At 54.6% G+C, this 20,669-nt stretch carries 20 protein-coding genes; 9 read left to right on the top strand and 11 right to left on the bottom strand.

Features of this window, described 5'->3' with window-relative positions; translation table 11 throughout:
• Positions 1-12 precede the first annotated feature (12 nt).
• From CPJ18_RS18965 to CPJ18_RS18950, 4 genes are all read left to right on the top strand, one after another.
• Positions 13-561, top strand: a complete 549-nt coding sequence (locus CPJ18_RS18965) for a cupin domain-containing protein (protein WP_077102455.1) — start codon at positions 13-15, stop codon at positions 559-561.
• 407 nt (positions 562-968) lie between these two features.
• A complete protein-coding gene (locus tag CPJ18_RS18960) occupies positions 969-3,047 on the top strand; it encodes a GumC family protein (protein WP_103659643.1) in 2,079 nt (692 codons plus the stop codon).
• A gap of 9 nt (positions 3,048-3,056) precedes the next feature.
• Entirely contained in the window at positions 3,057-4,349 is a 1,293-nt protein-coding gene (locus CPJ18_RS18955) for a lipopolysaccharide biosynthesis protein (protein WP_077102451.1), read from the top strand.
• Positions 4,350-4,401: 52 nt separating this feature from the next.
• Positions 4,402-5,316, top strand: a complete 915-nt coding sequence (locus CPJ18_RS18950) for an ATP-grasp fold amidoligase family protein (protein WP_103659642.1) — start codon at positions 4,402-4,404, stop codon at positions 5,314-5,316.
• 24 nt (positions 5,317-5,340) lie between these two features.
• Here the strand turns inward: CPJ18_RS18950 and CPJ18_RS18945 are convergent, their stop codons facing one another.
• Positions 5,341-6,576: a glycosyltransferase gene (locus tag CPJ18_RS18945; protein WP_077102447.1), complete on the bottom strand. Its 1,236-nt coding sequence runs from the start codon at positions 6,574-6,576 to the stop codon at positions 5,341-5,343.
• 304 nt (positions 6,577-6,880) lie between these two features.
• On the opposite strand from CPJ18_RS18945, the gene CPJ18_RS18940 reads away from it, so the two are divergent.
• The 4 genes from CPJ18_RS18940 (at position 6,881) to CPJ18_RS18925 (ending at position 12,356) form a co-directional block, all read left to right on the top strand.
• Positions 6,881-7,987: a glycosyltransferase gene (locus CPJ18_RS18940; protein WP_167397936.1), complete on the top strand. Its 1,107-nt coding sequence runs from the start codon at positions 6,881-6,883 to the stop codon at positions 7,985-7,987.
• Positions 7,984-9,063 (top strand): glycosyltransferase family 4 protein, encoded by a 1,080-nt coding sequence (locus CPJ18_RS18935; protein ID WP_077102443.1) that lies wholly within the window; start codon positions 7,984-7,986, stop codon positions 9,061-9,063. The genes CPJ18_RS18940 and CPJ18_RS18935 overlap by 4 nt, the downstream gene beginning before the upstream one ends.
• Before the next feature lie 92 nt (positions 9,064-9,155).
• Complete coding sequence (locus tag CPJ18_RS18930; protein ID WP_077102441.1) at positions 9,156-10,421, top strand: glycosyltransferase; 1,266 nt, start codon at positions 9,156-9,158, stop codon at positions 10,419-10,421.
• Between the two features lie 105 nt (positions 10,422-10,526).
• Positions 10,527-12,356 carry an alpha/beta fold hydrolase gene (locus CPJ18_RS18925; RefSeq protein ID WP_077118474.1) on the top strand — a complete coding sequence of 610 codons (1,830 nt, stop codon included), beginning with the start codon at positions 10,527-10,529 and terminating at the stop codon, positions 12,354-12,356.
• A 116-nt stretch (positions 12,357-12,472) separates the two neighbouring features.
• On the opposite strand, the gene CPJ18_RS18920 is transcribed toward CPJ18_RS18925, so the two are convergent.
• The 8 genes from CPJ18_RS18920 to rpmB all read right to left on the bottom strand — a co-directional run bounded on the left by CPJ18_RS18920 (position 12,473) and on the right by rpmB (position 18,427).
• Positions 12,473-12,709 carry a hypothetical protein gene (locus CPJ18_RS18920; RefSeq protein WP_103659639.1) on the bottom strand — a complete coding sequence of 79 codons (237 nt, stop codon included), beginning with the start codon at positions 12,707-12,709 and terminating at the stop codon, positions 12,473-12,475.
• A gap of 127 nt (positions 12,710-12,836) precedes the next feature.
• Positions 12,837-13,529, bottom strand: coding sequence for a TfuA-like protein (locus CPJ18_RS18915; RefSeq protein WP_244554121.1), 693 nt, complete (start codon positions 13,527-13,529; stop codon positions 12,837-12,839).
• Positions 13,526-14,662 (bottom strand): YcaO-like family protein, encoded by a 1,137-nt coding sequence (locus CPJ18_RS18910; RefSeq protein ID WP_245445437.1) that lies wholly within the window; start codon positions 14,660-14,662, stop codon positions 13,526-13,528. The genes CPJ18_RS18915 and CPJ18_RS18910 overlap by 4 nt, the downstream gene beginning before the upstream one ends.
• A gap of 44 nt (positions 14,663-14,706) precedes the next feature.
• Positions 14,707-14,931 (bottom strand): hypothetical protein, encoded by a 225-nt coding sequence (locus tag CPJ18_RS18905; RefSeq protein ID WP_077102807.1) that lies wholly within the window; start codon positions 14,929-14,931, stop codon positions 14,707-14,709.
• Positions 14,932-14,943: 12 nt separating this feature from the next.
• Positions 14,944-16,737, bottom strand: coding sequence for a tetratricopeptide repeat protein (locus CPJ18_RS18900; protein WP_077118472.1), 1,794 nt, complete (start codon positions 16,735-16,737; stop codon positions 14,944-14,946).
• A 5-nt stretch (positions 16,738-16,742) separates the two neighbouring features.
• The gene (locus tag CPJ18_RS18895) at positions 16,743-17,177 is read right to left on the bottom strand and encodes a helix-turn-helix domain-containing protein (protein WP_077102805.1); all 435 of its coding nucleotides are present in this window, start codon (positions 17,175-17,177) and stop codon (positions 16,743-16,745) included.
• Between the two features lie 201 nt (positions 17,178-17,378).
• The gene (locus CPJ18_RS18890) at positions 17,379-18,014 is read right to left on the bottom strand and encodes a queuosine precursor transporter (protein ID WP_077102433.1); all 636 of its coding nucleotides are present in this window, start codon (positions 18,012-18,014) and stop codon (positions 17,379-17,381) included.
• 110 nt (positions 18,015-18,124) lie between these two features.
• The gene (gene rpmB / locus CPJ18_RS18885) at positions 18,125-18,427 is read right to left on the bottom strand and encodes a 50S ribosomal protein L28 (RefSeq protein ID WP_077102431.1); all 303 of its coding nucleotides are present in this window, start codon (positions 18,425-18,427) and stop codon (positions 18,125-18,127) included.
• A gap of 252 nt (positions 18,428-18,679) precedes the next feature.
• Here rpmB and CPJ18_RS18880 point away from each other — a divergent pair, with 252 nt between their 5' ends.
• Positions 18,680-19,453 (top strand): DUF3108 domain-containing protein, encoded by a 774-nt coding sequence (locus tag CPJ18_RS18880; RefSeq protein ID WP_077102429.1) that lies wholly within the window; start codon positions 18,680-18,682, stop codon positions 19,451-19,453.
• Between the two features lie 9 nt (positions 19,454-19,462).
• Here the strand turns inward: CPJ18_RS18880 and CPJ18_RS18875 are convergent, their stop codons facing one another.
• Together CPJ18_RS18875 and gloB are read right to left on the bottom strand one after the other, a co-directional pair.
• On the bottom strand, positions 19,463-19,897 hold the full coding sequence (locus CPJ18_RS18875) for a cupin domain-containing protein (RefSeq protein ID WP_103659637.1): 435 nt from the start codon (positions 19,895-19,897) through the stop codon (positions 19,463-19,465).
• Entirely contained in the window at positions 19,897-20,667 is a 771-nt protein-coding gene (gloB, locus tag CPJ18_RS18870; protein WP_103586136.1) for a hydroxyacylglutathione hydrolase, read from the bottom strand. Before gloB ends, CPJ18_RS18875 begins: the two co-directional genes overlap by 1 nt.
• Positions 20,668-20,669: the final 2 nt, after the last annotated feature.

The raw sequence follows: 20,669 nt of genomic DNA, 5'->3' as shown, positions 1-20,669 counted from the left end.
GTGAGGTTCACGGTGGTCGTCGACATTGGTAACAGATTGCGTCATCTGCGCTCTCTCCACAAATTATCCCAACGGGAGTTGGCCAAGCGTGCAGGGGTCACCAACTCCGCGATCTCCCTGATCGAATCCAACTCTACAAATCCTTCAGTCGGCGCATTGAAGCGGATACTCGACGGCATCCCTATTGGACTTGCCGAATTTTTTGCGCTGGAACCAGACAAGCCACGCAAGGCTTTTTACGCGGCTGAGGAGTTGGTCGAGATTGGTAAAGGGCCCGTCTCCTATCGTCAGATTGGAGAGAACCTGTTCGGAAGAAGTTTGCAGATATTGAAGGAGTGCTACCAACCGGGTGCAGGGACCGGCCGTGTTCCGCTGGTTCACGAAGGAGAGGAGGGCGGTATCGTTCTTTCAGGAAGGTTGGAAGTGACGGTGGATGATGAGCGTCGCATTCTTGGCCCCGGCGACGCCTATTATTTTGAAAGCAGACGGCCGCACACGTTTCGTTGCGTGGGGCCAGTGCCCTGCGAAGTCATCAGTGCTTGCACGCCTCCAAGTTTCTGATCCCAAGGGTCATCGGACGCCAACTCGAAAAATAAGATTAGCCGGCTATCTAAAAGATGCGGTTCTTATCCTGTGCGTGCGGGCCGTAAGAATGTCTGTGGTGGGAGCTCGCAGAGCGCTAAACGCTAGGGACAAAAACAGGTCAAAAGCTATTGCCTTACTGAAGACGAATTGGCCGCCCAGGAAAGGCTGCTTCCGCAAAACGGTATATTAACCCGTCATCCCTAGACTGACGGCTGGTCAAATACTGGGCGGTTCTTCCGCGTATCATGAGAAAAGCCGGAATATACGCAAGCGGCGCGTCCGCAACGAGCTGGCGATTACACATTAGGCGAACGTTCAAGAGAATGGCGATGTCAGGAAATCGTAAGACGCAGCTTCCACAAAAGATGGGATCGTAAACCGGTATGGCGATTAACGAGACGACATCTTACGAGCCGCATTATCGGGAGCAAACAAGCGGGCCAAACAATCTTCTCCGTTTGGCGGCATTGCTGTGGCGTAACGCCCTGTTCATTCTCCTCATTGGTATCATCTGCGCGGCACTGGCGTTCGGCGCGTCGTTGTTGATCCCGAATTACTATGTCGCGACGTCGCAAATCTTGCTCGATCCTGAAGGCTCCCGGGTCCTGGAAAGCGACTTGCCGGGACAGCCACGTGCGGTGGACTCACACGTCCTCAATCAGCAATATATCATCACCTCTGCACAGGTGCTTTCACGGATCGTGGAGAGCGAGAAACTTTACGACGATCCCAAATTTGGGGCCGCCGACCCGGTCTACCCCGACAAGGAAAGCCGCAGCAATCTGGCGCTCGATGCGTTGCGCAAGGTTATATCCGTCGATGCTGTCGGCAAGAGCTTCATCGTCAATGTGTCGGTCAAGTCCGACAGCCCGCAGCGCGCTGCCGAGCTGGCCAATCTCATCGCCACCACCTACGCGCAAGTGCGCATGGAAATGAACAGCGATGTGCTGCGGCGCACGGGCGGGGGGCTTTCTGCGCAACTTGATCAGCTGCGCAAAGCTGTGGAAGATGGCGACCGTGCCGTTCAGGCGTATCGCGCAGAGCATAATCTGGCGGATATTCAAGGACGACCGGATGTCGAGCAGCGCATTGCCGATGCCAATACCGAAATATCAAGGCTGTCGGCCTCGGTTGCCGAAGGCGAAGCTCTTGTGGCCGAGCTCAATCGTGCCAGAAACGACAGACAATATTTGCGCTCCATTCCGGACACGTCCCTGACACCCGCAATTATTTCTTTGCGCGCGCGTTATCAGGAAAGCCGTGAAGAGGAGTCCGTTCAGGCGACGTCATTGGGTGCGCAGCATCCGTCCCTTCAGGCCGCGCGTGCGCGGACCCAGTCGCTCAATGCTATCCTTGACGAACAATTGCGGAACTTCTCGACGGCGACTTCAAGCAATCTGGCGCGTTTGAGAAACCAGCTCAAACTTTCGACGTCCAACGCCGACGCGCTGAAGACAAGCCTCAACAGCGACGAACAAACCATGGTGCGGTTGCGCGAATTGCAGCGAAAGCTGGAAAGCGATCGTGCCGTCTATGAAGCGTTCTTGTTGAGAACCAAGCAGCTTTCTGAGCAGCAGGGCACATCGAGCGAAAACCCGCAGATAATTTCCAGCGCGGAACCGCCATTGCGCAAAGCTGGACCTCCACGCGGTCTGATATCGGCCGGCGGCGGAATTTTCGGGCTTCTTCTGGCTGCTGGCCTTCTCATTTTGCGGGATCAGTTTCATGATCAGCCAAGTGAATTGCAGATGGTGCGCTCGCCCCGCAATAGTTTACCTGGCCCTGAGGCAGATCGTGGTCCCAGTGGTGGATTGTTGCCGACCTCGGATAACACCAGCGCTATCCCGGCTGCTCCCGTCGCCACATTCAATCGCTTTGTTCGTGAGGCGGATATGAGAGCGCTGGTCGCAACAGCAGATGAGGGCTTTGACGGTTTGGCGCGGTTCGTTTCATCTGCGCTCAAACCGGGTGCCAACCACACCATCATGGTCGTTTCCACAGGTCCGAAAAATCGCGCGCCCTATTCCGCGTTCAACCTGGCGGCGGATGTTGCCAAACTTGGACGTCGCGTTCTCCTTGTCGATCGTGCGACACACGATCCTTTGTTGACGGCCATGCTTTTACCTGAGCAAAGCACAGTTGAGGTGGACGGAAACGGGTTTTACGATGTCGAGTCCGTTCCGTTTCTTCACTTTTCCCCGGCGGATGAACGGGACTTGAGCGAGACATTCAAAAAAACGACGGACGGAAACGGCGAGGCTTTCGACCTCATCGTCATCGATGGTGGCGTGGCCACAAAATCGCGGGTTCATCCAAGCCTGCGCCGTGATCTCGATGACGTCTTCCTCATGCAGCACGAAGACGATACCGGAAGCATCGTTATCGCGCTTGTCACGTTAGAAGAGAGCGGCATGGAAAATATCAAAGTGGTCCGCATGACGCGTTCCGGTTTGCAATATTGAGGATCGACATTGGCTGAAAACAACAACCGGACAGCCATGCGTATACCGTTTCTGCAAGGTCGTTCTCTTACCGGTATCAACGTCATCTTCAATATGGGCCTTCGCGGTTCGACGCTTGTTTTGCGCTTTGCGCTGTCTTTTTATATTGTCAAATTCATGGGCCTCGAAGCCGCCGGCATCTATGGTCTTGCGCTGGGTGTGGTGAATGCTGCTCCGGCAGCTCTCGGCTGGGGCCTGAATTACTTCATAGCAAGAGACGTCAGCGGAAAAACATCCGGCGTCGCCGGTGTGTACATAAAGACGCGACTGCTGGTGACTGTCACGTCGCTTGCCGCGATGACCGCAATAGGTTTGATCCTAGCCCACTTTATGGGTCATGCGGTGGTACCGCTTTACTTCCTTATCCTTCTGGTCGTTTGGCTAGAGACGATTTCCTGCGATATTCATGTGCCGCTCATTGCACAGGAAATGTCGAGCCAGGCCAATGTGCTGTTCTTTCTAAGAACCTCATCATGGATTCTACCCGTCATCGGTTTGGGGTTGATCTCAGAGGTTTTCCGCAACATCGAAACGATCATGATCGCGTGGAGCCTTGGGTATATTCTTATGTTTGGCGCGCTTGCCAGCTTTCTACGGCAATGGCCTTTCAGACGGATTTTGCAGGCCCCCATGCGGATGCGGTGGGTGAGAAAACGCATGCGAAAGGCATGGCTGATCTATATCAGCGATATAAGCAATGTCGGATTGGTTTATGCGGATCGCTATATCGTGTCGCTGCTTCTCACGCTTTCGCTCACCGGCGTCTACACGTTCTATTGGTCGCTTGCCAATGCGTTGCAGACATTGATAGCGACCGCAGTTTTACAGGTCGCCATTCCCGCTCTTTTCAAAGCTTACAATACCGGCTCCATGAAAGAGTGGCGGGAAGTAATGATCTGGCAGTTTACCAAAACCGCTGCCGTTGCTTTCGGATTGGGTGTGGCGATTTTCATCAGCGGCAATATTCTCGTGCATCTCATGAACATGCCTGAACTCGGCCAGCATCAAGGTATTTTCGCGCTGTTGCTTCTGACGGCCGTCGTCCGCTCCTGCACGGATCTCATGGGTCTGGGGCTCAACAGCCTGCGGAAAGACGGACACTATGCATTCGTCAATCTATCCAGCGTTCTCCTGTCGATCGGTATGAGTTTCCTGTTGATCAGTAGCTTTGGTTTTATCGGTGCCGGTCTGTCCGCGTTTTTCACGGCGCTTGTTACGGCGACGATATCGAGCACGTTGCTTTGGCGAGCATCACGATCATAGGAACGGCAGTAAGCTGAATATCCCAAATTCGTTTTAGAAGGCGATTGAACCCATGGCATCGGACCAGCCCCGGCATTCATTAGGACGCCGCATTTTCAAAAAGCTGTACCATGCAGCCATTCAGAGCCTGCCGATCAAGCAGGCAACGCAATTGCAGTATTATCGCTATCACAAATTATGGGCCGATCTGGATAACCCCAAAACATTGAACGAGCATCTCGCCGCCCGCAAGATCGCCTGGACAGGTCCGCAGTCCGATCCGCGCCTGATCCTGCTTAGCGACAAGATTGCGGTAAAGGCGCATGTCGCGGAGGTTCTAGGGGAACGATGGGTGACGCCAACGCTGTGGCGGGGCAAAAACCTTGACGATTGCCCACCACTGCCGTTTCCTTATGTCATCAAAGTCAATCACGGGTCAGATCGCAATATCTTCGTCTACGGACCGGAGGATCTGGTTGGCGCAAAGGAGAAATGTGATGTCTGGCTCAACGGGCGAACCGCATGGCGGTTGGCGGAAGAGTGGTACAATCACATCGATCCGGAAATCTTCATTGAACCGTTTATCGGGGAGGGTGGAGAGGCACCGGTAGACTACAAGTTCTTTTGCTTTGAAAACGATGTTCCCTGCATCCAGATCGACACGGCGCGCTTTAGCGACCACCGACGCTGCTTTTATGACGAGCATTGGAACAAGCTCGATTTCGGGCATTATTATCCGCTTGAGACAGGGGACCTAGCGCGCCCGCCGCATCTCGATGAGATTCTGGCAGCCGCTCGTACATTGGCACAGGGCTTCGAGTTCGTTCGCATCGATTTCTATGACAGGCCGTCCGGACCCTTGTTTGGGGAAATGACGTTCAGCCCGACCTCCGGCTTTGGTGCCTTCAGGCCGCCATCAACCGACGCATGGCTGGGAACATTTTGGAAAGACCAGCCCAAAGGCCATTTTCTGACCGGTTCGCTGTAATTTGAAGGGTCAATCGAGGCGGTTTCAGCGCCTCGCTGCGGCCAGTAATATATTCTCTAAATGACCGTAGTAACCGGATTGTTCGGCAGTTCCTTTGAAGCTCGCAAGACCCGGGAAAATCTCGTCGCGCTTTTCCCACCAGCGTTTCTGGCCAATCGCCAGAGCTTTTGCCAAGAGTTCCGACAGCGCTTCTGGCTTGTCTGGATCATAATACCAGCCAGTCTGGTGTTCTCGTATGATTTCCGTGGTGCCGCCACGCATCGTGCCGATGACGGGAATGCCATAGACGGGCGCTTCGACCAGAATGCGGCTCTGCGGTTCGTGCCATCTGGACGGCACGATGATCGCATCGGCCACGCGGTAGATTTCTTCCGGTCTGACGAAACCTTTAAATTCGATCGGCGCACCTTGAGACAGTCGCTTTAGTTTTGCGATGTCGCTGTCACGGCCTCGTCCGGCGAGAATAAGTTTTGCATTGTCGCGGTCTGGCAGTGACATGAAGGCACGGATCAGGTCGTCCACGCCCTTCTCTTGGGACACCGCGCCGAGATAGCCGAAGGTGAACACCGGTGCTGTCGTGTTCCGTCTGCCGACGAGAGATCTATCATAGATATTTTCGGTGGCATTTGTGTTGTGCATCACGTGCCAGTCGGCATCTTCCAAGACGCCGTTGGTGACGAACCGTTGCCGCAGAGCGTCGCTGACAGCGATGACCGTCATGCCTTCGCCTCTCATCTCACGCATCCGCCGCGTCAAAAGCGAGCAGTCGAAACACGGACGCTCACAATTATCGCCATTGCGAAACATGCTGGTCTTGGGACAGAGCAGTCCATAATCTCTCAAATGCAGGCAGATGGGGATATTTGCCCTGCGGGCAGCAATAAAGAGGGCTGGCTGCATATAGGCCGAGTTCTGAGCATAGATGAGATCGAACTTTTCCGTGACCAGAAATTTTGTGAGCTGTTCCGGACAAAGGGCTCCCATGGCGGTGCGCAGATGCCAGCTTGCCCGGTGTAAAAAACCGGCGGATGATTTACGAGGCAGGGGTAGATAGCTGTTGTTCCAGGGAAGGCGAACCACACGAATGCAGCCTTGCAACCGGGTTTCACCTGGCGGTGCGATGGCATCGCCCTCTTTGCCCAATGCCAGCACGGTGATATCGTGACGCTGGCCAAGCTCCATTGCGCCCAGGCGAGCGGAAATTTCCGCGCCGCCCTCCTCTTGTGGAGCGAAAGTTTGCGATACGATGCAGATTTTCAAATCCGCTTACCTCTATCCGCGTAGTGTTCTTATCTTTACGCGTAGTTATGACTTCAGAACCATTTAAATATATTGAACGCTGCGTCGCTGAAATACGCAGTCTTTAACAGAGGCATCAAAATAAAATGAGTAGTGCAACAGGCTGAGTGGCGTTTTCAAGTTGCATAGCGCACAATATGATCAAGTCAAATGGAGCATTCCCTCTTTTTCATTTCAATATTCTGTCTTGATTAAGAAATTTGCGATTTAAGTTTCCGTGAAAGGGCAGGTCGTCATCGATCCAATGCCGTGGATGAGGTGGATCATGAAGATTCTGCACGTTTTTGAGACTATGCCTGGCGGGCCAGCGACCTATTTCAACGAAATAGTCCCAAGCCAAATCAAGGCTCTGGGCGCTGAAAATATCAGGGTTATCGTACCCGATGCCCATATAGGCTTTCTGAAAAATACCCCGGCTTCTTCTATCGCGACTTTCGTGAGACGGAAACGATCCACTGCGCTCCCAGCATTGGCGCGTGCCGTGCTGCACGAGGTAAGATCATTTCGGCCCGATGTCGTTCACGCACATTCCACCCTTGCAGGAGGTATCGTTCGCACAATTAGAGCGATGCCGGGCAAATTTCCGCCTGTCGTCTATTGCCCGCACGGATGGGTGTTCGACATGGAGACGCTTGGCCCCTTGCGTCATCCTGCCCGGTGGGCCGAGCGTATTCTTTCCCCGCTTGCAGACAAGATCGTCGCAATATCGGGTTACGAATATGAGCAGGGCCTGAAAGCAGGGATTTCAGCCGAGCGGATGATCGTCATCGAAAACGGAATATCGTCACAGCTTCCGGTGGCTACGCCGACCGAATGGCTCGACACGCGCACAAAAGTGCTGTTCGTCGGACGGCTGGACCGGCAAAAGGGCGTCGATATTCTCTTGCAAGCGGCAGCGGAACTGAAGGACAAGGCGGTGTTTCGCGTCATCGGAGCGCATGTCACGACAAAGAATGATCTGACGCAGACGTTGCCAGCCAATGTCGAATTGCTGGGATGGCGATCGGCCGAGGATATTGCTGGCCATATGGCCGTTTGCGACGTCGTTGCGATGCCATCGCGGTGGGAAGGTTTCGGACTTGTGGCACTCGAGGCGATGCGTTCACGCAAACCCGTCATCGCCTCGGCGGTCGGAGGTCTGCAATCGGTGGTGAGTGACGGTAAAACCGGTGTTCTTTTTCCCCCGGGTGATCATAAGGCGCTTGCTGCGGCCATTGCGTCACGCAGTTCCGAGGGCTGGGCGCAAATGGGCGCGGCTGGCTATGAGCGTTTCATGCAGCGCTACAGAAGCGAGCGGACGAACGAAGAACTCATGCAGCTTTATCATCACATTGTGGACAACTGGTCTGCTGAAAGCCGCAGGTTCGCATGACCAACTTTATCAACGGACGGTTTCTGACCCAGAAAACCAGCGGCGTTCAGCGTTTTGCGCGGGAAATCGTCAAAGCATTGGACCGGCATCTCGCATCGACAAACAATACGGATGAGTGGGTTTTGCTGGCACCCAAAGATGCATCGCTGGATATGAAGCTGTCTGTCATCGAACAGCGTCATGTCGGCAGTCTCTCGGGTCATCTCTGGGAACAGACCCAACTTTTTGCAGCGTCCCGCCACGGTCGCCTGATCAATCTCTGCAACAGTGGACCGGTCCTGCATGGGAAAAGCCTGACCGTCATCCACGACGCCATGATTTTTCGCACGCCGGAGAACTTCTCGCGTGCCTATCGCTTCGTGCACGGCTCGCTTGGACATCTGCTCGCGCGTCGAGGTCATATCGCGACTGTTTCGGAATTTTCCAAACGGGAACTGGCGCAGACGATCGGCGCAAAAAATATCTCGGTCATTCCCAATAGCTGCGAACACATGGCATCCGTCACACCTGACGATACGGTGTTGCAACGTTTGAATCTGACATCAAATGCCTATGTGCTGTTCGTCGGCTCCCCAACGCCAAACAAGAATATCCTGCGGGCTGTCGAGGCAATTGGCATCATGGCTGACAATGCTCCGCGTTTCGTGGTGGTGGGCGCTGCGGCATCGAGTGTTTTCAAGGAAGATGCGCAGGAAAGCCAAAGCGACAGCGTAGGAGCCGATCAGGTCATATTTACCGGACGCCTGACCGACGAAGAGATTGTCGCACTTTATGCAAATGCCGCTGCCCTGCTTTTCCCAAGCCTTTATGAAGGCTTTGGTATTCCGCCTCTCGAGGCCATGTTCCTGGGTTGTCCGGTACTGTCATCAAACATAGAGCCGGCCTGTGAAGTCTGTGGCGATGCGGCGCTCTATTTCGATCCAAACAATGCTCATGATATCGTCCGGTGCATTGAGCACCTCGCGGCAAATCCAGACATCCGATCCACCATGATCGCACGCGGTCATGCGCGTGCACTTAAGTTTTCTTGGGATAGAAGCGCTGATGCTCTGCTTCGCGCGGTAAACGGTCTTTGATGCTATGTTTACTCCTGCTGAAATAAGATGGCCTGAACAGCTCCCACGGCTTTGCCGGACGAGGAATGCGTGATGGAGAAAAAGCGAAACCGATGAAGATCTGTATTGTCGCACAGACATTCGCGCCTCAAGAGGAGGGCGGGGCAGAGATCGTGGCACGCATGTGCGCGGTAGAGCTTTCGCGTTACCACGATGTCATCATTCTGTCGCTGGGTCTGGAAGGTGACCACATCGCCCCTCCCGGTGAAACGACCAACAGTGACGGCATTCGTGTTTTGCGGATCAACTGGCACAACAGTTATCTGCCAGGCCCACGCAAACCGGCCGTGGGAAAGCTGGCGAAATTGGCTTGGCACATTCGCAGCGCGATGGGTGCGACGTCGGCTAATGACGTCAAAGAACTGCTGCTGCGCGAGAAGGTAGACCTCGTTTACGCGCATAATTCCGCCAGAATGCAGCCCGCAATATTTGAAGCGACCAGCGCGCTCAAGATACCGCTCTGTCTGCATCTACACGACTACGCCTTGCTCTGCCCGAAATCGAGCATGTTTCGCAGCTCCGGCAATTGCGAAAAGCCGTGTCTTGAATGCCGCGTTCTGACGGCGCGTATCAAGTCCAGCAAAGGCGATGGGGTTACCGCGATCTCTGTCAGCGATGCGCTACGTCAGCGATTTTTACGCAATGGCGTTTTACCCCTGGCGGATTGGCACGTGCTTTTGAACGCCAATCGCAGCGAAGCGCTTTTCCAGGCACCGTTGGTGGGTCGAAAAAACAGCACGAGTGAGCGTTTTACGTTCGGCTATCTTGGAGCTTTGGCGGAAGAAAAGGGCATCGAAGACCTGATCCGCGCATTTGTGACGTTACCGCAATCCGAGCCGTCGACGTTGCTGGTGGCGGGACGTGGGCGGGAAGACTATGAGCGGCATCTGAAATCGTTAGCCGGCGATGCTCCGATTCATTTTCTGGGGTTTGTGCCGCCGGAAGACGTTTACAAAGTCGCCGACGTCATCGTCGTTCCATCGCGTTGGCACGAACCGCAAAGCCTCATTCTGATGGAGGCCGCCACCTATGGCGTTCCGGTTATCGGGACAGAACGGGGTGGCACGCCGGAAATTTTGCGGGACCTCGGAACAGGCTGGTGTTATGATCCAGATCGGGAAACGGGCCTTACCGACATTTTGGAGCGAGCTCTTTCGATAGGGCATGACCGTTGGTGGCTGGAGCGGGATACGCATTTCCCCGGCATTGATGGTTTTCGGGGAACATCAGAAGCATCAGGCTATTATCAGAAGCTCAATGAGATTCTGATTGCAGCAACCGCTGTTAAAATTCCCGATTCGAACCACATAAATGCCTGAGCACCAAAAAACGGTTGCTTGTGACAAGTAGAATATCAAGCATTGCTTAACGTGAATGAGCCATTGTTCGTTTCTATGCTTTAGACATCCATTGGAGGGTGGAAGATGAATGCCAATTTTAATCTGCCTGTCGTAGAGGGAAAGAGCGTGCAGATCGCCGCTGATTACCCCGTTACGTTTGCAGATACGGTTGGCCTTTTCCGACCCGCCGATGCCTTGGCCGATATGTCTCAACGAGACGGCGCATCTTTCGCGACGGACACTGCCGTTCTTTTTGTGGGTTCGTGGGGTTTTGAGGAACTGTGCGCGCGAAAATTTTGGCAACGGCTTGCCGTGGAGCTGTCGAAACGTGGCATGGCCAGCATGCGTTTCGATTATCCTGGAACCGGGGATGCTCTTGACCACCCGGATTATGCCGACGGTTTGAAGATCTGGCTCGACACCATAGATGCAGCCGCAAGGACTTTGAAACAATCGTCGGGAGTGGACCGGATCCTGCTCATCGGGCATGGTATCGGTGGCGCGATGGCGTGGCGCGTAGCGGAGACGTTGGAAGGCATTTCAGGCCTGGCTCTTGCAGCGCCGGCTTTGTCTGGTCGCCACTGGTTGCGCGAATTCGTCGCGTTGAGCCGAATTGCCAATCAGGGTGCAATCCTGAATGCCAGCTCCACGTCCGGCCCGACCATGGGTGAGCAGGTAATACCTGAAGCGGTCACAGCCGGGTTGAGGACACTCAACATTGCATCCGCAATAAACGCACCGGCACCGAACATTCTTTTGCTCAAGCAGGAAAACCGCCCCGCCGATGCGGCATTTGCAGAGCACTTGAAGACACTTGATGTCGATGTCCGCGCTCTGACGTTTGAAGACTATGACCGGTTCATAAGTGACGTCCTGTTTTCGGTGCCGCCAATGGCGGCTATCGAAACGCTGGCGGAATGGGCAAGCAGCCTCGCCAAAAAGGTTCCGACTGCTTTAAACCTTCAGGCCAAATGGCGTGTTCCTTCATCGGCCACTCTGGTTGGCGATTGTTTCAAGGAAACGCCGGTACGGTTTGGCGAGCAGAGCCGCCTTTACGGCGTTTTGTGCGAGCCGAAGGGGCAACGCAAGGGCGCGACCGTTCTGGTGCTGCCGACAGGTTACGAGCGTGCGTCGGGCTGGGGGCGCATATCGGTTAAGCTGTGCAGAGATCTGGCACGCTCCGGCATCGCCAGCTTGCGCTTCGACATGGCCAATATTGCGGATAGTCCGCCGGTTCCTGATCAAAGGAACCAGATCATTTATGGCGACGGACAGCTTGCAGATATCAGTGTCGCTATGGATTTTCTGGAAGAAAGACAGCTTTTCCCGGTCGTTGTCACGGGCCGGTGCAGTGGCGGCTGGGCGGCTTTCAAGGGCGGGGTGAAGGACAAGCGTTTCAGTGGTGTCGTGCCCGTCAACGTGTTCGATTTCTATATTCCTGCCGATGCCGATGTCGAAGCTCTGTTGGTTTCCTCCCGGCAGCCACTGGCAAGCTATGGGGCGAAACTTTTCTGTGGTGGTTTCTGGCGCAGGGTGCTGCGTGGCGATGTGCGTATCAGAAACGGTATCGTCAATATGTGGGCGATGATTGCGGCAAAAGCGGTTTCGTTCACAACGCCGATTATGGTGCGCTTCCCGTTCCTATCTCAGCGTTTTCATACGCTTTCCCAAGATTTCAAAGCCATTGTTGCCAACGACACACGTATGTCGATCGTCTATACGGATGGTGATGTTGGGGCAGCCATGCTGGAGACCAATTTCGGTCCGCGTGGGCGGTTGTTAAGCAGCCGATATGGAAGTCCTCGGATCGTCTATATCGCAAACGCCGATCACAACTTGACTACGGCGGAAGCGCGCCACGCGTGGGCTGATGAAGTCAGAGCAATTGCGAAACAATTTCCGCCCCTGCAATAGGCCTGGTCCATCGACGGCAATCCTTATCAGGTGATCTCTATCCATAAAGAAACGCCAGAACCGGAATGAAAATCCTTGTCCTGGCGTAGGAGATTCGTTGAATGCAGGCTGTAAGCTCAGCAATGGCCTGCGCGGACCGATGCGAGGTTTACGATGTCGGCATTTGAAAATTCCACGTCCATCTCGTTCTGTAAAGCGGACTGGAGCGCTTGTTTTGCGACGTCGATGTACCAGCTAGCCGATGGCGCACCCAACGTTTCTGCAACGCCTTCTGCGTAGGTCAGCATATTGATGAGTGTGAGAAAGTCTTCCTGGCGTTCATCGATCTCGGCGTCAGTTCTAGATAATGTCATCAGAATCTCATCGTATGTCTGTTGCGATGGATTCGTTTTACGCGAAGATCGCGCGTTAAGCGCGTTGCAAAATCGTTGCACACGCAGGGATTGATTTTTAATGTTGCGATTTCACCTTATGCGAAAACTAAAGGTACATTTTCCGAAACAGTGTGGTTGCGTTGAATTGCCAATCTTCGGCTTTCACCGGCTGCAGATTTTGCTCCATCGCCTGAAGCAACGCGATGGCATCCAGCTTTTTCCGGTCCACCCAGCAAAGGTCTAGAACCGGCTTGAGGGTTTCGACGTCAACGCCAGCCAATTGGGCGATCGTCTTCCATGTTCGTCGCTTGAAGAAAAGTGTCTGCGCTGCATAAGCGAGTTTTTCGCAACATGGTTGGTTCAGCAATCCGAGATTGGATATTTTGGCGATCGTCGCCTGAGCATTGACCAGTGGAATACTCAAGGGCGGATATCCGAGTTCCGCAGGGCCATAGGTCAAGGCAACATCGGCATCGTCCACGCGTATACCCGAAACATAGTCCTCGAATATTTTACCGATGCCGATCATGCCATAGGCGGCGCATTCCACTGCCCGTAATGCGCCCATGCTGGCGGCTCCGAACACCGAAATGTTCTTTGATAAAGCAAACAACAACTCCTTGTGCCAGACGGGTGCCGCCATTTCGAACTGTCCGTCGATCAATCCGATTTTGAGTGCTCCATCCGCAATCGCCTGCATGACATCGCCTTGGCAGGCGGGTGGACGGACCTCGACATTTGCGTCCACGAACTCATGAGCATTCGGCAAGCTCGGTCCCACGAAAACAACGATCATCATAAAGCCTTCGAAAGAGCACGGCTGCCTAAGCGCCGGTGTCGTTCTCCATCCGGATTTTCAAGCTGAGGTGCTATGACTTTAACGACACTGGCGGGCAACCATTCGGGCGCGAGATCAACGGCGTAGAGTTCTTGGATATCGCAATTGTGAAGTTGCTCCAGAACCAGCTGAAGAGAGTGCTCGGTGGATTTTGCGCTCAGAGCGGGGAGGTCGGTCAGCTTTTTGCATGCGCAAGCATCCAGCGCCGCGACTGTCATCGGATCTGCGTGCTGGGAAAAAATATCTGGTAGCAGGTCGTCTCTTGCACCGGCGATGAACGTCATCCGGGACTGGGCGGCCTCTGTAATGGCTCTTATTGCTGCAATGGCCGGTGAAGTGGAGGCACCAGCGCCGTGAGTGATGTCGACATGGCGGATGGAGCGGGTGTTTGTTCGGTTTTTGGGACCCATCAACGCTACAATGCACGGTATCCGCAAATCCGTCGTAATGTCGAACAGGACGATATCCAGACCTGCACGCGCGATTTTGTCCAGAGCGGTCCGCAGTGTTGGTTCCGCAATCGCATTCGTGTCGACGGATGACCCGTATCGCTTGGTTGCCGGCGTGACCTGCCACAGCGTCAGCGCGTCACGCTCCACCCGTTCCAGCAAACCGTGAAGCACGGCTTCGTCACGCGTATTACCGGAGGCGAGGCCATCGGACGATTGCCAGTATCGTGGCGATGTCACGGTTCGGTCGAGATGCACGGCATCGAAAGGCACCCATATCTCATGACCCGTCAACAGATGCTTGGCGCGTGCCCAATTAATGTCTTCGGTTTGTGACACCGGCTTTGCGCGCGGCGAGAGCAGGCTGTCGAGGGTGTTCGAGGAATGTCCAGAAGTTTCCAGCGTCTGCTGGCTCGTAACGAGCAACTGGCAAGCCGGATTTGTCGCCACCGATCGCTCGATTGCCTCCATCGCAGCCGATGTTTTCGCGGCCTCGTCATCCATGCCCTTACCTTGGGCGATAACGATTACTTTTGCATTCGGGGCAAATGCGCACCAGACGGGAATACCGATATCATCGAGATCCGTCTGCCGACCAAGTCTGGTGATACCGAGTCGACGAAGAAAAGGCGAAACCCTTTCCAAGGTTTCGCCTGCAGAACATGCGCGATAATTATCGAGCTGCAAGATCAGCCATTGCCTTCGTGAATGCCGCCTGCTCCGAAGGTCTCGGCGGATGCCGAGATTGCGAAATCGACACCCTTGGTTATCGCAACACCCGATGCACGCAGGGACGCTGCCTTTGCCAGTTCCCCGGTCAAAGGCTCTTTGACGGCTGTTATCGTACCCGATTGAAGATCGACCAGCCAAAGGCCCTCTTCACCCTCGATCCCCAGAATAACTGCTTGTGCCATGGTATCCCCTGCCTAAAATCCGGCCCGTTTGAGGCCGTCTCGATACATTTCGGTCTGCCATTGCTCCTTGTGGGGAATGACAGCCAGCCAACGCTCCAAATCAAAATTGGGGTTGTCTTCAAAGACTTTTGCACGAAAAGCGCGAGCCTTGTCAACCTCTCCCAGCATGCCGCAAGAGGCCGCAGCAAGCCGGGACGCTGCGCGCTTGTTGCTCATCTTGCCGATATAAGCCAGCGCCTGATCGTACTCCTCTAAAAAGTAGCTGGCACCTGCTGCCGTCCAGAAATAGATATCCGGTGATATGGGATTGAGAGCGATTGCATGTTTGATCTTGATAATAGCACTGGCGGGATCGCTGGCATGAATCAGACTGTCAGCATGACTGGCCAGTACATCGGCATATTGCGGGCTGAGGCTTTCAGCCTGCGACAGCGCGGCTAGGCTTTCATCAATATTGCCCATGAAAAGGCGGCTCACCCCAAGCTCCTTGAAGCCGCTGGCAAACTCACCGTTTTCCTTGATAGCGCAGTCGGCAAAATACTGCGCTTTCGCGAGGAGTTCATCATCGCACCTCGCCGTCACCAACCACTCCATGGTGAGTGTGCGCGACATGGCCGCAAGCGCTTCTGGCAGGTCATTTCCATGCTCCAGCGCTTCCTTGAAGTATTTTCGGGCACGCCGGATCGAGGGCAGACTGACGCTCGAAAGGGTTTGCAGACCCTTGAGATAGAGGAAGTAAGCCTCTGGCCTGCGCGAAAAATCGCCGACCGCTCCCTGATGCAAACCTATTCTGGACATCAATTCGCGCTGGATTGCCAGCGCGATAGTTTCTCGATGCGATGCGATCGAAAAGGGAGATAATTCGAAACGTTCTGCCCAGATGATTTCCTCAGTCGGTGTAAAAATCAACTGGAAGAACAGGTGGTTGTCGTTTCGCCTGCTGTCGAGCGCATAAACGACATTGTGCTTTTCGAGCACGGCGGCCTTGTCTTTCGATGCCTGTATACGCTCTGACGTGTAGGGTGCGACGACCGAAACCAGATGGCTGCTGCAAAGCCCAATCGTCAAATCTTCTATCAATGCGTTTGCAATCGATCCATCCCGGCTGGCCTCTTTAGACGTGTGAGGGGGAAGGAGAGCGATACGGGGCTGCGCAGCCTGGTTTGCAGCGCTTTGTTCCCTCACCGCTGGTAGGCGTGGCATTGCCGCTATTGTCTGCGCGCCAAGCCCCGACGACAGTTGCTGTCTGACATCGTGATCTTGGGGGTTCGCTTCAAGCAGAAGGACTGCGGCGCGTTTCAGGTCTGCATGCGCCTGGGACCGCGATGCTGGAGAGCCGGAAATATCCATGAACAGCGATCGAAGCGTACTCAAAAGCCGCAGTCGAACATCCCTGACCCATATGTCGAGCGCTGTCTTTCCTTCGCCAACAGACGGGAGAAATTGCATGGCGACCGCAGCACAGGCTGCGTGAAGGCGCTCCTGCGGCTCGGATATTGTCATGAAGTCAAGGTCGCAGGCCACCATTTGCCGGTTCAGCGACAAGGCGTTGGTGTCGGCAATGATCAAAGGGGCAGGGGCATTCTTCGTCGCGAGTGCAAAGCGTCGCAACGTCGAGCGTAGATTTGTCAGTGCCGCCTCGCCGTTGCCGGGCCATAGAAGATTGGCCACATCACGTCGTGCAACCGGTCTGCCAATATCAAAGAGATAGGCACAGATGAGCAAAGCCTGGGTGGAAACGTTTAGTACGTTTCCGCTCTCATCTTCCAGATTGCAACGGCCTAACGTGGCCAATCGAAAAACCATGTCGGTTAGTTCACTGGGGTTGCGAAGATTTCTGTGGTTTTGGGAGCGTCCGTCTCGGCATTGCCGCCCAGTGACTGGACGAGTTCAAGAACGCGACGGCGAACGCGAACGTCCTTGATGGCTGAAAACGCCTTTGCTAACGATATGCCCTCTTTCGAATTCAGGAACTGGGACAGTGCACTTGGCACAGCCACTGTTCTGTCGTTTCCTGCGTCGGGAACGCCTTCAAAGAAATAGGAAATGTGAACATCCAGCAGTTCCGAGATGTGCTGCAAGCGGCTGGCACCGACGCGATTTGTGCCCTTCTCGTACTTCTGGACCTGCTGGAATGTGATCCCAAGCCCGTCGCCCAGTTTTTCCTGGCTCAGGCCCAGCATGACGCGACGCAGGCGAATACGGGAGCCCACATGTATATCGATTGAGTTGGGTGACTTTTTCATGATGATGCGAAACTCCAGAGCGTAAAACTTTACATAATGATTGCCGGAAACTTTGGCTGTTCGCAATCGGTGATTGGCGCGATTCATCGGCATGTGTGTTTCGAACACGCCAATGAATCGTATTTTTATCGAGATTCCGAAAAGCCGTGGCCAAAGCGTCGAATATCGACAAAGAAGACCTGCGTTGGCAGGCCTCTTCCTTCAGCGGATTTTGGCTGGCGGCATTGGTTTGAGCGTACTCATGAGCGCGCCGTAGGGCAGCAACATGATGATACCGACAAGCACTTTTACGCACAGATCACCCAATGCCCAGGATACCCAACGCGGGGCTTCGCTCGCGAAAATTCCAAGGATTGGCGCCGCTTCGATTGCAAAGGCGTCGTTGGGACCAACGAAAGCGAAAGTGGCGGCAAAGGCAATCGAGAAGAAGAGAGCTGTATCCAACACGGAACCGAACATCGAGCCTGCGAGCGGCGCGCGCCACCAGCTTTGCTGGCGAAGGCGATTGAAGACTACGATATCGAGTAACTGCCCGATCAGGTAAGCGGTGCCGGAGGCGATGGCGATACGCGGTATGGACGTCCAGAAGGACAGTGATACGCCGACGACGAAACCGGCAAGAACAACACGCCGCGCGATGGACGGTCCGAACTGGCGGTTGGTGAGATCGGTAATCAGAAATGCGACGGGGTAGGTGAAGGCTCCCCAGGTCAGCAGGTCGCCGAGATTGATACCGAACAAAGTGCCTGAAAGCGGATACTGAACGAAGATGTTGGATGCCACGACGACGATGGTCATCAGGACGACGTAGACAAGCGTAAAGCGCATATTGGGCATTTTTTTATCCTGGGTGATGCCACCAGTTGGAGCGAAGGGAGAACAAGCAAAAGGCTTGAGCGGCAATTGCCATTCAAGCCTTTTGAAAGTTCGTGATCTTGAAACCGCTATTAAGCAGCAGCTACAGCTGTTTCAACAGTCTTCTTGGCGATCTGACGACGCAGCAGACGGGCGCGCATCGAAAGTTCGGTTTCGCTTGCCTTGAGAAGGAAAGCGTCGAGACCGCCACGATGTTCAACGGAACGCAGAGCAGCTGCAGAAACACGCAGACGGAAGCGCTGGCCGAGAGCATCGGAAATCAACGTAACCTGGCAGAGGTTCGGAAGGAACCGGCGCTTGGTTCTGTTGTTGGCGTGGCTGACGTTGTTGCCCGTCTGGACGCCCTTGCCGGTCAATTCGCATACACGGGACATGGGTACACCTATTTGTTGTCGTCTGTTTTACCAACGGCTCGCTACCCGGCAAAATCCGGTCAGCAATCCAACTGGCAATGATTGGAAAGTTGCGGTTCTATAGTCAGACAGGAACTTCCCGTCAAGCCGCTCGCTCTTTTTTGTGAGCGATTTCACCGAATTTCGCCGATACTCTGCTTTTTTATTGCCATAAGTCGGCGTATATCATCGCGGCAGAGGGCAGCTTTTTCTGTCAGCCGAGGTGTTACCTGAATGAATGTCAAAGTACAGAGGTTTTTCGCAGCAGCTGTCCTCACGCTGGGAAGCCTGTCACCCGCTGTTGCCGCAGAGACGCGCCACGATAGCGAATACAGCATCAATCTGGGCCTCTTGCCGATTGCCCGGGCAAACTTTTCGACCCGCATGGATGGCACCGCCTATTCCATTACCGGTTCGTTCAGCGCAGCAGGCATTGCCAGCGTGTTGAAAGACATTTCCGGGCGCACCAATGTTGCTGGAGCCAAGCGGGGAAACCGAATGCAGGCCAACGAATATTCGCTGGTCTACAAGGATGGCAAGCGCACACGGACTTATGATGTGCAATATCGCAACGGCAATGTGACCTCGACGACGGTCAAGCCGGAGCCGAAAGCGCGACCCGACAATTGGGTCGACGTCAAGGATCGCGATCTGCGCTCCGTGCTCGATCCGATTTCCGGGCTGATCTTTCCCGTGGGTGGACGCATTTGCCCCAGCCGTCTGCCGATCTATGATGGTGAGTCGCGTCTGGACCTCGTTTTGAGTTCTGGCGGAACCAAGCCTTTCACGACGAATGGCTTTACCGGTGATGCCATTGTCTGTAATGCGCGCTACGTGCCGAAATCAGGCTTTCGCAAGGGCCGCAAGGACATTGAATATCTGAAGTCGATTTCCATGGAAATATGGTTTGCCAAGGCAGGCAATATGGATGTCTACGCGCCGGTTTATGCGCGCATACCGACTAAGGTCGGTCAGGTTTATATCACTGCCACCAAATACGGCGGTTAAGCCAAGTCCTCAGCCTGGCGACCAGCCGGGTTCGGCCATTACGAAACTGTCGAAGGTGAAGCCGGGTGCCACGGTACAGCCGACCAGTGTGAAATCGCCCAGGCTTTCCGCCGCCTGCCAGCAATCGGCCGGGACGATGGCTTGCGGTCTTTCGCCGTCGAGGAGGGTCGGTCCGAGCTTTATGATATCAACTGTTTTGCCATCCATGCTCAGACGAAGCGCCAAGGGCGCGCCAGCATAATAGTGCCAGACCTCGACAGCATCGATCACTCGGTGCCAATGGGAGCGCTGCCCTTTTTCCAGCAGATAATAAATCGCTGTCGAATGACCACGTTCGCCATCCTTCGCATCTTGAAACGTCTGGCGATAAAAGCCGCCCTCTGGATGCGGCTCCAGTTTCAATGCGCGAATAATGGCATCAGTAGAAAGCAGACTTCCCGCCATCAGAATTTGTCCTTCCGCGTTCTGATCTCTGCAAAGACCTCGGCATCCGTGGCATCGGGCAGGTTGATAGTGGCACGAATGGCTGGATCAGCAACGCGCATGTAGGGATTGGTTTGCTTCTCCAAGCCTATGGTCGTGGGAATGGTGAACTTGCCTTCGTTTCGGAGTGCTTCTACTTCGCCCGCACGTTGCTTGAGAGTGGTGTTTTCAGGGTCCACCGTTACGGCGAAACGGGCATTGGACAGGGTATATTCGTGGCCGAAATAAACGTGGATGTCATCGGGTAGCGCCATCAGTTTCTGGAAGGAGTGCCACATATCTGCTGCGGGGCGCTCGAACAGGCGTCCGCAACCCATGGCGAAGAGGGTGTCTGCGGCAAAAAGCAGCGCATCATCCGGCAGGTAGTAACAAATATGCCCGGCCGTATGGCCCGGTGTGGAAATGATCTGCACGCGACGTCCGGCCAACTCGAATTCGTCACCATCGGCAGCGGATTTGTCGAGCCCGGGGATGGCGACAGCCTCATCATAGGGACCATAGATTTCGCAGCCGAATTTTTCCTTCAGCGCCAGATTGGCTTCGACGTGGTCCTGATGGTGATGGGTGGTGAAAATATGGGTCAGCGTCCAGCCGCGACGGTTGAGTGCGTCGAGGATCGCAGCTTCTTCCGGGGCGTCGATCGAAATGGTCGTGCCGGTTTCGCTATCATGCAGCAGAACACCGAAATTATCGCTGCGGCAAAGAAAGACTTCTATTTCCAACGGCTTCATGT

Source organism: Agrobacterium rosae (genome assembly GCF_002915175.1).
GTDB classification, from domain to species: Bacteria; Pseudomonadota; Alphaproteobacteria; order Rhizobiales; family Rhizobiaceae; genus Agrobacterium; species Agrobacterium rosae.
The sequence above is the reverse complement of the archived record's forward strand: the minus strand, read 5'-3'. Positions and strand labels throughout refer to the sequence as shown.